Origin of the sequence: Streptomyces spororaveus (assembly GCF_016755875.1) — a bacterium.
Taxonomy (GTDB): domain Bacteria; phylum Actinomycetota; class Actinomycetes; order Streptomycetales; family Streptomycetaceae; genus Streptomyces; species Streptomyces spororaveus.
In genome coordinates, this window is the sequence record NZ_BNED01000005.1 from 297,596 (window position 1) to 308,658 (window position 11,063).

Below are 11,063 nucleotides of genomic sequence, written 5' to 3' on the forward strand. Positions count from 1 at the left end.
GACCTGCCGATGGCCGCTCCCGCACCGAGCACCACGGGCCGCGCGGACGTCGAGCGGAGGGCGACGAGGTTCCGTCCAGTGCGCATGCCGGGATCTTGCCGGTCACGGGCCCACGTGCTGTGGCCGGGCCGCACCTTTGGGGAAAGCCACCGGATGCGTGCCCATTCAGGACCTCCGAGCATCGGCTGCGATGCCGTGCGGGCCGAGCCTTAGCCCTCGGGGGTCGCGGTAGGGGTTGGTTGCTTGGGCGGCGCGGCGGTATTCGGCGTTGAGGCGCTGGGCTTCTTCGAGCTGGTCCTCGAGGATGATGATGCGGCAGGCGGCCTCGATGGGGGTGCCCTGGTCGACGAGTTCGCGGGCGCGGGCCGCGATGCGCAGCTGGTAGCGGGAGTAGCGGCGGTGCCCGCCTGCGGAGCGGAGCGGGGTGATGAGGCGGGCTTCGCCCAGAGCGCGGAGGAAGCCCTGGGTGGTGTCGGGCATTTCGGCCGCCCGGCCCATGGTGTAGGCGGGGCAGTCGTCGTGGTTGAGGCGTTCGTACGAGTCGTCTGCGGTCGTTCACGTCTCTCTCGTGGAACGCGTGGAGGGGCCCTGGTGCCGTATGGCACCAGGGCCCCGAAGGAACTGCTACACCATCTGCCGACCCTCATACTGCGTCGGCGTTCCATGTCCGCTGACCCGACCGGCACGGTGCCGGGGGTGCGGGGATCGCGGTTGCTTGACCGGAGACCACCTCACTGTCGATGTCCTGCGGTACCCGGGCTCAGTCTTCGACCCGGGCGATCCTGATGGCGCTCGGCTCCTCCGTTCTTCCCTCGGTGATCAACTGCTGGTACTGCTCTACTGCGTACTACTGGTGGCCTGACTCAGCGCCACTCTCCGGCAGCCAGCCCCGTCGCCCGTCCTGCGTCTGCTCTGGCTTAGAACCCCACTGCCGAACTTCCCGGTGCGCGCGCCTGCAGCCGACGCCTTCACCGAGGTGCTGCTCACTGACTTCACTGCTGAGTACTGCGGACTGCACTTACCGGTACTGCCACCGCTGCGTTGACTGCGGCACTGCTCACGGCGGCCCCTGATCACCGCGGGCCACCCGGTCCGGTCGTCAGCCCCGTCGCCGTCCTGCAACAACCTTGGCTTCGAAACTCCACCACCGGACCGTCATACGCACTGCAACTACGGGTAATGCCGTACTGCTGCCCGGCAGTTCGTCTCTGCCAGGCCCTTTCGGTCTTCTCTGGGCTACGAGAGAAACCATAACCACGCCGCCACCCAATGTCTACTTCGGCCGTCATAGATTTTCGTGTGGCGCATGAGGAGGTAATCGAACTCCAACGCATGGCATCCCGAGGCTGCCGAGCGCGGCACCAAGGAGCAGCCGGGATCGCACTGCCGCCGGAGAGGGGGTCGGGCACCCACCCCGGCACTCAGACCGATGCGCCTCGTGGCGCCCCGTCTGTTTAGGACGGATCCCGCCGGTCATACGGGGGTCTGGTAAGACCTTTCCATCGAACAGGGAGTGATCAGCTGTGTCTGGTGAGCAGAAGGCCGAGGCAAAGGGCGAGCAGGCCAAGGGCAAGCTCAAGGAGACCGCTGGCCGCCTGACGGGCAATGAGCGGCTGACCGGCGAGGGCCGAGCGGAGCAGGCCAAGGGCGATGCCCGCGAGGCCAAGGAGAAGGTCAAGGACACCTTCAAGCACTGACCGCTCGTGCGCAACGGGCCGGGGCGGCAGTAACGGTCCCGGCCCCGTTGCATGTCCGCGCGCAGTCGGCTCCGGTCAGGCGGCGGCGCGCTGAGGCCGGCGCAGTCGCGCCTGTTCGAAGAGGAGGGCGTAGTCGTCGGGCAGTCCTTGCAGGATCCGGGCGAGGAGGCCGGGGTCGGCGAGCGCGGTGACGGCGGAGAGTACGGCGCCGGTGTCCCAGCGGGCGATGGCCGGGCTCACGCCGGTTCGGGCGGCCAGGTCCTTGACGAAGCCCCAGCCGGTGAGGTGCTGGGTGTCGGGGATCTGGGCGGTCAGGGTGAGGGCGGCTTCGACGGGCAGGCACTGGGCGAGGTCGACGCGTTCGTCGCCGGTGAGCTGGCGGCCGAGGGCGGACAGGACGTGGTGGACGGCTTCCGCGGCGCGTTCGCGGGTGGGGTAGGCGCCTTCGTAGCGCACGCGTTCCAGCATCTGGTCGAACGTCATGGCGGGGGTGGGCCGGTCCGGTCGAGGCTGGTGGTACATGGTGCTGCGGTTGCCTTTCTCTTCGAAAGTTCACGTTGCGTCAGTCGGCGCCGGTCAGGTGGGCTGGGGGTGGCCGAAGAGGAGGTCGTAGCCGGGCGGGAGCTGGAGCAGGACCTCGCGCGTGAGGACGTCACCCGCCGCGGCGGCCACGGTGGACAGGACCGCGCCGATGTCCCACAGGGCGGTCTTCTCGGTGGCGCCCTCGATCCAGGCCGCGGTCGCACGCACGAATCGCTCGGGCGGGAGCGGCTCCGCGGCCTGCAGCGGGTTGAGCAGGATCAGGGCGTACGTTTCGGGGAGTCGGGCGGCGAGTTCGGCCCGCACGGTGCCGACCAGGTGGGCGCCCAGCAGGGCCAGGACGACGCGGGCCGCCCGTTCCGCTTCCTGTGGGGTCTGGTACTCGCCGCGTTCCTGGACGTGTGCCTGGAACGACTCCCTGCGTATCGTCATGACGTCACCTCCGGGGAGGGCGAACGGTCCGAGGGGGTGCGGAGGACGGGGTGCCGGAGGGGGATCGGTTCCCCGTCCTCCGCCGCTGGTGCCGGTCTGGTCAGCCGGAGATCTGCTTGCGGCCGCTCTCGCCGCCGATGCTGATCTTGCGGGGCTTGGCGCGCTCGGCGATCGGGATCCGCAGGGTCAGGACACCCGCGTCGTAGTCGGCCTCGATGTGCTCGGTGTCGAGGGTGTCGGCCAGCATGATCTGGCGGGAGAAGACGCCGAGGGGCCGCTCGGAGAGCTCCATCTGCACGCCGTCGGACTTCCCCGTGGGCCGGCGCTCGGCCTTCACCGTCAGCATGTTCCGCTCGACGTCGATGTCGATCGCCTCGGTGCTCACACCGGGGAGGTCGAAGGCGATCACGTAGACGTCGCCCTGACGGTAGGCGTCCATCGGCATCACGGACGGCTTCGACCACGTACCCGACGTGCCCGAAAGCTGCTGGACGATCCGGTCCATCTCGCGGAACGGGTCGGTGCGCATCAACATCGCGAAACACCTCCAGTTGGTTCAGGCAGAAACTGCCAATGCGCTTCAACGTGCTCCCGTTGTAACATGTCATCGAAACGATGACAAGCAAGAAGTCATCCGGAGGGTGACGGACTGGAGACGGTAATGAACGAGACCCCTGAGCCGCCCGAGCCGATCCCTTTCCTGGCCGCCACCGCGGCACTGGAGGCGATCAACCAGGCCGTGAGAGACGCGCGTAAGCCCTTCGCACGCCCGACCGCGGCCGGAGCGGCGGCGACCACAGCGGATACCGACGCCGCTCTGGCCGCGCTGGTGATGCTGCGCGAGGTCCGCGAGCAGCTCGCCGGTTGGGAGAGCGGCCTGATCGAGACCGCCCGCGGGCAGGGCGCGAGCTGGGCCGACCTCGCGGGCCCGCTCGGGGTCGCAAGCCGCCAGGCCGCCGAACGCCGCTACCTGCGGCTGCGCCCGGGAGCGGCCGGGAGCACCGGCGAGCAGCGCGTCCAGGCCACACGCGACACACGTGCCGCCGACCGCACCGTGACCGCGTGGGCCCGTGACCACGCGGCAGACCTCCGCCGGCTCGCCGCCCAGGTCACCGCACTGACCGATCTCCCCGCCAGCGCCGAGGGCGCCGTCGGAGACCTGAACCTCGCCCTCGCCGACAACGACGCCGCCCGCCTCGTCCGACCCCTGGCCGACACCCGCGACCACCTGCGGCCCGAGGACGCCGAGCTCGCAGAACGCATCGACGCCCTGACCCGGCACACCGACCAGCTCCGCCAGGACACCCACGACCAGCGCAGCACCTGACCCTCCCCTCCCCCGAACCCTCGACAGGCCACGGGGTCCGGGGGCCACGCCACGAACCGAGGAGTACCCACCATGGTCGAACGCCCTTCCCCGGAGGCCGGCGGCAACGCCATCGCCGTGGAAGTCCTGGATCACGCCGTCGCCATCAGGCCCTCGGGCGAGATCGACATCGAGACGGCCCCCGCCCTGCGGTCCGCTCTCGCCCAAGCCCTCGCCCACGCCTCACCGGCCAAGCCCGTGACGGTCGACTGCAGCCGCGTCTCCTTCTGCGACTCCTCCGCGCTCAACGCACTCCTCGCCGCGCGGCTCACAGCGCAGGAGGCCGGAACCGTCGTCCGCCTGGCAGCCCCCAACCACCAGCTCCAGCGCCTCCTGGAGATGACCGGCGCCCTGCCCCTCTTCCCCGTGGACCACGACCCGCCGCCCGCCGACCGCTCCTCGAAGGAATACCCGCACGGGCTGCCTCGGTAGGCAGGCCGGTGGTGCACGGGCACCGACCGGAACGCCGGTTGCAGGCGGTGCCCGATCGGACGGCCGCGGGACGACCACACGGCGAGCTCGCGGCCCCGGCCCTCAGCGGGCTGCGCCTCGTCAGTAGCGTCAGCAAAGTGTCAGCATTCGTTCGACTAGACCTGACCACAGCCTGGTCCACATGAGACTCGGCATCAAGATCAAAATGTCGCTGCAGAGATCATTTCGACTCCCGCCGGACCCTCGCAATCGGAACGATGTGAGCCGCCACGTACAGCCCGCACCCATGATGACATCAGCGCTGTTCAGCGCGTCCCACCCCTAGACTTCAAGCGAGTTGGGGGCCAGTTCCAGGGCAGGAATCGGAGGGCAGCCGTAGCCCTTCACCTCGCCATAGCGGGTGCCGTTCATCCAGTCTTCGCGGAAGCCTGCAATATCCTCTTGGGACCGTCCGATCCAGTTCCAGAACGTCTGTCGCGCCATGGTTATCGGGCGAGTACTCGTCAATTTCATGGTCGATGGCAGCAACGCATGAGCCGGATACCGCTCAACCGGCCGTGCTTACGCGGCCACGTCCTGTCGAGCGCCGTCGAGTTGGTCTGCCACCGCGACGACGGGCCACGAATACCTGACGTCCCTCCCCGACTTGGGGGACACACGAGCATGCCGAATCCGGATCTTCAGCAGGGCGTCGCTCCCCTCACCCTTCAGTGGCACCCCCACCTCGTCCAGGGACTCAGCCAGCGACCAGGAGGAGGACTCCAGGCGGAAGATGCCGAGTGCGGGCGCGGCCTGAAGCCGAAGGCGCAGCTCCACTTCAGGCTCGGGACCGATCCGCTTCCTCGCCGCGATCTTGCCGAGTACGTCGATCACGTCTGGTGATGCAGCGCGGCGCATCGGCGTCCCCCCGAAGAGCTGAGCCGCCGTTTCCGCGACCTCGCTGTCCGCGGTGGTAAGCAGCCAGCCAGGACTGACGTCTCGTCCGCCTGGGCGAGGTCTCCCACCTCGTGCGGGTCGGCCAGGCCGTCGGCTACGTCGGTCCCGCGGCCCACCGGGGCTTCGACCTCACCGGGATGGCCGCGGACATCGCCGCCCAAGACCCCTTCCTGAGGCGGGTGTTCACCTTCGAGGCACCGGGTCGATCGAGCGCCGACCAGGTGGCCTTCTTCCTGCCCTCCGGCGGTACCACTGCGGAGCCCGCGCTCGCTCCGCGCACGCACAACGACTACGCCTACCAGGCCCGGGCCGCCGCGGAGCTGGTGTCGCTGACCGCGAACGACGTGTACCTCGCGGCGCTGCCCGCCGGGTCCGACTTCGCCTTCGGCTGTCCCGGCATCCTCGGCACGCTCTCCGTCGGCGGCACCGTCGTCCTGGTCGAGGGCCCCGGGGCCGACGGGTGCCTCGCGGCCGTCGAGCGCGAGCGGGTCACCATCACGTCGCTGGAGCCCGCCGCCGCCAGGCTCTGGCTCGACCTGCTTCCCAGGGTCCGGGCCGACGTGAGCAGTCTGCGTCTCGTGCAGATCGGTGGCGGGCCCCTGGACCGGGCGACCGCCGAACGGGTGGGCCCGGCGTCGGGCTGTCGCCTCCAGCAGGTCCTCGGCACGGCCGAGGGGCTGCTCACCCTCACCCGGCCCGCCGATCCGGACGAGACCGTCCTCACCCACGCAGGGCCGCCCGCTCTCGCCCGGCGACGAGATCCGCGTGGTCGACGCCGACGGCGTGGACGTTCCCGAGGGGGAACCCGGCCGGCTCCTCGCCCGCGGTCCGCGCACCCTGCGGGGTTACTACCGGGCGCCCGACCGCAACGCACGCTCCTTCACCCCCGACGGGTACTTCCGCACCGGCGTCCTCGCGCGGCGCACCCTGGACGGCGGACTGGTGGTGACCGGCCACCACACCGACGTCCCGTCAGCCCTGTGACGGGCGGCCGCCGGTGGGAGGATGGGCCGATGCCGACACCGATGCCGATGGACCGTGGACCGATGGATCTGGAGGCCTACGTCGAACGGACGCGCGGCGGGCCGTGCTTCGTCTGCGCCTTCCTCGCCGGACACCCGGACTACGCGCACGAGAAGGTCTTCGAGGACGAGCAGCACGTGGCCTTCCTCGACCGCTGGCCCACCCTCCCCTGCAAGGTCCTGGTGGCTCCCAAGGCGCACATCGAACACGCCGTGCGCGATCTGGACGCCACGGCCTACACCCGGCTGATGCTGGTCGTGCGGGAGGTCGCGCTCGCTGTCGAGGACGTCCTCGACAGCGAGCGGACCTACCTGTACTCGCTGGGGAGCCGGCAGGGCAACGCCCACCTGCACTGGCACATCGCGGCGCTGCCTCCCGGGGTTCCGTACGAACGGCAGCAGTTCCACGCCCTGATGACCGAGAACGGCGTCCTGTCGCCGTCGCCCGCCGAGCAGTCCGCCACGGCGGCGCTGCTGCGCGCGGCGCTCGCCGCGCGCAGCGCGGTCCCCGAACCGCCGCGGTGAGCTCAGGCCTTGGCGGCGGCGTGGTCGTGGTGGTCGAGCTCCCAGGCGTGGTGCTTGAACTCGTGGCGGAAGTCGGCGTGGTCCTCCCACTGGCGGGCGATCCCGCGCAGCACGTCCCAGTTCTGCTCCACCGACTGGTCGATGACACGGCGCATGGCCGGCTCCGCGGATTCCCGCTTCTCGATGAGGCCCTTGACGGCGGAGGCCTCCAGGACGGAGTTGCGCAGCGCACGCAGGGCGCGGGAGGTGTCGTCCATGGCGAAGCCGTGTTCGCTGCCCGTCGCCTCGTCGAACAGCGGGGTGAGCCGCGCCTCGATGAATGCGGTGATCCGCTCGAAGTGCTGCACGTCCATCGGGGGCTCCCTCTCCTGCCGGAACCGCACGCGGCCCCGGCGTCTCCACTCGCTTCTGCTGTTCGGGGGCCATTATCCAGCAGCCCCCCATGATCTATTTTGATCATCCGCTGTACGCGATCTATGTGGGGGACCCGTGGACGGGAATGTGTACCTGACGGAACGTTTCGAAGAGCACCGCTCTCACCTGAGAGCGGTGTCCTACCGCATGCTCGGCTCGCTCGCCGAGGCCGACGACGCCGTCCAGGAGACCTGGCTGCGCCTCGACCGTACCGACGTCAGCGAGGTGGAGAACCTCGGCGGCTGGCTGACCACGGTCGTGTCGCGCGTCTGCCTCAACATGCTGCGCTCGCGCGAGTCCCGGCGCGAGGACTCCATGGAGACCTATCCGTCCGATCCCGCCGTCAGCCGTGAGGACACGGTCGACCCCGAGCAGGAGGCCCTGCTGGCCGACTCGGTGGGGCTGGCGCTGCTGGTGGTCCTCGACCAGCTGGCACCGGCCGAACGTCTGGCGTTCGTGCTGCACGACCTGTTCGCCGTGCCCTTCGACGAGATCGCCCCGCTGATCGAGAAGACCCCGGCGGCGACCCGTCAGCTCGCGAGCCGCGCCCGCCGCCGGGTCAAGGGGGCCCCGCTGGTGCCCGAGGCCGATCTGACCCGACGGCGCCGGGTCGTGGACGCCTTCCTCGCCGCCACCCGCGGCGGGGACTTCGACGCGCTCGTCGCCCTGCTCCACCCCGACGTGGTGCTCCGGGCCGACAAGGCCGTCGGACCCACCCCCGGCCCGCTCCTCGTCCGCGGCGCCGTCACCGTCGCCACGGGAGCCATGGCCGCCATGCAGCGGGCGCAGTCCACGGTGCCGGCCCTGGTCGACGGAGTGGTCGGCCTGGCGATGGCCCCCCTGGGACGGCTGTTCCTGGTACTCGGCTTCACGATCGAGGACGGTCTGATCACGGAGATCGACATCGTGGCGGAACCGGAGCGTATCGGCGCGCTCGAAATCGCCGCGCTCGACGTCTGAGGCCGGGTGTCCGCCGCCCGGAAGCGGCCGTAGCGATTCCGTGCCGCGGCATCCTCTTCTGGGCCGCGGCACGGCGCTCACATACTGGCGCCGTGACCGACTACGTCAAGCACCTGCCGACGGCGGCGATACCGCAGGGCCCGGTCGCGGCGTGGGGCGCCGACAACGCCCCGCGCTGGCTCCGGGCCCGCGTGCCGGCGGTGTTCGCGCCCGCCGCCGGTGCCCGCCTCCTCACGGGCCCGGTCCTCCTTGCCGTCGCGCTGACGGCCGAGTCCGCCGGGGGGTGGCGGGGTTTCGCGGCGATCGCCCTGCTGGCCGCACTGCCGTTCTGGTTCCGGTACATGCCGGTGGCCACCCTGCTCGCCGCGCCCGCCCTCGCGGCCGAGGCCGTCCTGGCCTTTCCCGGCTCCCCCGACAGGGCGGGCCGGGCCGGTCACGGGCTGGTGGCCGCCGTCGCCGCGTGGGCGTTCACCGGTGCGGTGCTCCGGCTGCGCGCCCGGCACCGCCAGCGCGAACTGGCCCTCGCCGCGGCCGGATCCGCCCGCTTCCCGGTGCCGGCCGTGCTTCCGGCCGCCCACCTGCGCCGCGGACGGCCGGGCATCGTCCTCGGCTCCGTGTGCTGCCTGGCGGCCGCCGGAGCCCTCGCCCACCCGTACGGGCCGTTCGGCGGGCGGCTGTTCGCCACGCTGCTGCTGGTCGCCGGTACCACCGCGCTCGGCCGGAACCTGGCCCGGCGCCGGGCGGCCCGGCGCCTGCGCGGGCGGCCGCAGCCCGTGCTCCTGGTCGGCGTACGGGCCTCCGCGTCCGGACACCACTGGCTGTGCCCGGACGCCGACACCCCCACCGCCCCGCCTCTGATCGCCGCCTTCCCGCGAGCCGGGGACACCGCCGCGGGGCAGCGGATCCTGCTCGCCCGCTCCGAACCGAGCCTGCGCGCGGACCATCACGACATCGACCCGCGCCGGGAACCGTTCCAGGCCGTCCTGTACGGAGCCGTGTACGAGGGCGCCGAGGTCCTCCTGGAGAGCGCCGTCTACGACCAGGACGTCCGCCTCGTCTCAGCCGTCACGGCCGCCCCACTGCTCCCGCGCCGGCGCCACGGGCTGCGGGAATGGAAGCCGGCGGGCCTCTCGTACCGCGAGTCCGTGCGCGAGCAGGCGCGCCGGGACGAGGAACGCAGGCGCGACCGGGAGCGGGCACAGTCACGCAACTCCGACTCCTCCACCGGTGGCGGATGCGGCGGCGGCTGTGGAGGGGGATGCGGCGGAGGGTGCGGCGGCTGCGGCGGCTGCGGCTGACACCCCGCCCCTGCCCCCGGGTCCGGGGGACAGGGTCCAGGGGGCAGAGGCGGGGCGCTGCGCTCAGGGCGCGAGTACGTCCAGTTCCTCCAGCGCCCCCACCGCGATCCGGCGGGTCAGCGCCTCGGCGCGCGCCGCGTCGCCCTCGCGGACCGCCTCGGCCACCTGGACGTGCAGGGTGACGGCGGCGGGGTCGGGATCGTGGAACATCACCGCGTGCTCGGTGCGGCCGGTCAGCACCTCGGCGACGACGTCTCCGAGGCGGGCGAACATCTCGTTGCCCGAGGCGTTCAGCACCACGCGGTGGAAGGCGATGTCGTGCCGCAGGTAGCCCTCCAGCTGGTGGCCGCGCGAGGTGCGGACCATACCCAGGGCCGCCTCGGTGAGTTCGGCGCACTGCTGCGGTGTGGCCAGCCTCGCCGCGAGTCCGGCCGCGACCGGCTCGATCGCGGAGCGCAGCACGGTGAGGGAACGCAGCTGCCGGGACCGGTCGGTGCCGGCCAGGCGCCAGCGGATCACGCGCGGGTCGTAGACGTTCCACTCCTCGGTGGGGCGCACGGTGACACCGACCCGGCGGCGGGACTCGACCAGGTGCATCGACTCCAGTACGCGGACGACCTCCCGTACGACGGTGCGGGAGGCGTCGAAGCGTTCGGCGATCTCGTCCGTGCGCAGGACGCTGCCGGGCGGGTACTCCCCCGCCGTGATCGCGAGCCCGAGGGTGTCCAGCACGTGGGTGTGGAGCCCCTGCCCCTGTCCAGGACTGCCTTCGGTGGTCATGACGTAAGCGTACGGTCACACCCCAGCCCACAAAAGATGTGATGTTTCCGACCTGAGGCTTGAATACGTAGTACTTAATGCGCTTCAGTGGTGCCACACGAACGTATGTCGACGAGGACAGCGAGGTAGACGTGAGCACCCAGCGCGTCATTGTGGTGATGGGCGTGGCCGGCACGGGCAAGACGACCGTGGGCCGGCTGCTCGCCGAGGCACTCGGCGTTCCCTACGCGGAGGGCGACGCGTTCCATCCGGCGGCCAACGTCGCCAAGATGTCGGCCGGGAACCCGCTGGACGACGAGGACCGCCGGCCCTGGCTGGACGCCATCGGCGAGTGGCTGCGCAACAGCGCCGCCCTGCGCGGCGGGGTGATCGCCGCCTCCTCGCTCAAGCGCGCCTACCGCGACCGGCTGCGCGCCGCGGCGCCCGGGGCCGTCTTCGTCCACCTCACCGGCGACCGCCCGCTGATCGAGAAGCGCATGGCGGAACGCAAGGGCCATTTCATGCCCACCACCCTGCTCGACTCCCAGTTCGCGACGCTGGAGCCGCTCCAGGCCGACGAACCCGGTGTCGTCGTCGACGTGTTCGGCTCCCCTGAAGACATCACCGAGCGGGCGCTGGCCGCGCTGCGCCGGCTCCCCGCCGACCAGAACTGAGGAAACGT

General features: G+C 71.2%; 14 protein-coding genes and 1 pseudogene. 7 read left to right on the plus strand and 8 right to left on the minus strand.

The features are described 5' to 3' along the window. Positions 1-165 precede the first annotated feature (165 nt). On the minus strand, positions 166-498 hold the full coding sequence (locus Sspor_RS03980) for a MerR family transcriptional regulator (protein WP_202197776.1): 333 nt from the start codon (positions 496-498) through the stop codon (positions 166-168). 1,025 nt (positions 499-1,523) lie between these two features. Here Sspor_RS03980 and Sspor_RS03985 point away from each other — a divergent pair. Then, positions 1,524-1,697, plus strand: a complete 174-nt coding sequence (locus Sspor_RS03985) for a CsbD family protein (protein WP_202197777.1) — start codon at positions 1,524-1,526, stop codon at positions 1,695-1,697. A gap of 75 nt (positions 1,698-1,772) precedes the next feature. Here the strand turns inward: Sspor_RS03985 and Sspor_RS03990 are convergent, their stop codons facing one another. The 3 genes from Sspor_RS03990 to Sspor_RS04000 all read right to left on the minus strand — a co-directional run bounded on the left by Sspor_RS03990 (position 1,773) and on the right by Sspor_RS04000 (position 3,204). Next, positions 1,773-2,219, minus strand: coding sequence for a DUF2267 domain-containing protein (locus Sspor_RS03990; RefSeq protein ID WP_202197778.1), 447 nt, complete (start codon positions 2,217-2,219; stop codon positions 1,773-1,775). A gap of 54 nt (positions 2,220-2,273) precedes the next feature. Further along, the gene (locus Sspor_RS03995; RefSeq protein ID WP_202197779.1) at positions 2,274-2,669 is read right to left on the minus strand and encodes a DUF2267 domain-containing protein; all 396 of its coding nucleotides are present in this window, start codon (positions 2,667-2,669) and stop codon (positions 2,274-2,276) included. Positions 2,670-2,769: 100 nt separating this feature from the next. Beyond that, positions 2,770-3,204, minus strand: coding sequence for an Hsp20/alpha crystallin family protein (locus tag Sspor_RS04000; protein WP_202197780.1), 435 nt, complete (start codon positions 3,202-3,204; stop codon positions 2,770-2,772). Between the two features lie 126 nt (positions 3,205-3,330). Between Sspor_RS04000 and Sspor_RS04005 the strand changes: the two genes are divergently transcribed. Both Sspor_RS04005 and Sspor_RS04010 read left to right on the plus strand, forming a co-directional pair. Then, on the plus strand, positions 3,331-3,996 hold the full coding sequence (locus Sspor_RS04005; RefSeq protein WP_202197781.1) for an HSP18 transcriptional regulator: 666 nt from the start codon (positions 3,331-3,333) through the stop codon (positions 3,994-3,996). 72 nt (positions 3,997-4,068) lie between these two features. Next, positions 4,069-4,467, plus strand: coding sequence for an STAS domain-containing protein (locus tag Sspor_RS04010; RefSeq protein ID WP_202197782.1), 399 nt, complete (start codon positions 4,069-4,071; stop codon positions 4,465-4,467). 305 nt (positions 4,468-4,772) lie between these two features. Here the strand turns inward: Sspor_RS04010 and Sspor_RS04015 are convergent. Beyond that, positions 4,773-4,938, minus strand: a pseudogene (locus tag Sspor_RS04015) (pirin family protein); the annotation flags it as partial. A gap of 90 nt (positions 4,939-5,028) precedes the next feature. Next, positions 5,029-5,364 (minus strand): hypothetical protein, encoded by a 336-nt coding sequence (locus tag Sspor_RS04020; RefSeq protein ID WP_202197783.1) that lies wholly within the window; start codon positions 5,362-5,364, stop codon positions 5,029-5,031. Between the two features lie 110 nt (positions 5,365-5,474). Between Sspor_RS04020 and Sspor_RS41710 the strand changes: the two genes are divergently transcribed. Continuing rightward, the gene (locus tag Sspor_RS41710) at positions 5,475-6,950 is read left to right on the plus strand and encodes an AMP-binding protein (protein ID WP_425587392.1); all 1,476 of its coding nucleotides are present in this window, start codon (positions 5,475-5,477) and stop codon (positions 6,948-6,950) included. A 2-nt stretch (positions 6,951-6,952) separates the two neighbouring features. Here the strand turns inward: Sspor_RS41710 and Sspor_RS04035 are convergent, their stop codons facing one another. Further along, positions 6,953-7,303, minus strand: a complete 351-nt coding sequence (locus tag Sspor_RS04035; RefSeq protein ID WP_202197785.1) for a hypothetical protein — start codon at positions 7,301-7,303, stop codon at positions 6,953-6,955. Positions 7,304-7,511: 208 nt separating this feature from the next. On the opposite strand from Sspor_RS04035, the gene Sspor_RS04040 reads away from it, so the two are divergent. Together Sspor_RS04040 and Sspor_RS04045 are read left to right on the plus strand one after the other, a co-directional pair. Continuing rightward, positions 7,512-8,324, plus strand: a complete 813-nt coding sequence (locus Sspor_RS04040) for a sigma-70 family RNA polymerase sigma factor (RefSeq protein WP_237404256.1) — start codon at positions 7,512-7,514, stop codon at positions 8,322-8,324. A 92-nt stretch (positions 8,325-8,416) separates the two neighbouring features. Next, the gene (locus Sspor_RS04045) at positions 8,417-9,622 is read left to right on the plus strand and encodes a hypothetical protein (RefSeq protein WP_202197787.1); all 1,206 of its coding nucleotides are present in this window, start codon (positions 8,417-8,419) and stop codon (positions 9,620-9,622) included. Positions 9,623-9,685: 63 nt separating this feature from the next. Here Sspor_RS04045 and Sspor_RS04050 read toward each other — a convergent pair whose 3' ends face one another. Continuing rightward, positions 9,686-10,402 carry a FadR/GntR family transcriptional regulator gene (locus tag Sspor_RS04050; RefSeq protein ID WP_202197788.1) on the minus strand — a complete coding sequence of 239 codons (717 nt, stop codon included), beginning with the start codon at positions 10,400-10,402 and terminating at the stop codon, positions 9,686-9,688. 131 nt (positions 10,403-10,533) lie between these two features. Here Sspor_RS04050 and Sspor_RS04055 point away from each other — a divergent pair, with 131 nt between their 5' ends. Continuing rightward, positions 10,534-11,055 (plus strand): gluconokinase, encoded by a 522-nt coding sequence (locus tag Sspor_RS04055; protein WP_202197789.1) that lies wholly within the window; start codon positions 10,534-10,536, stop codon positions 11,053-11,055. Positions 11,056-11,063: the final 8 nt, after the last annotated feature.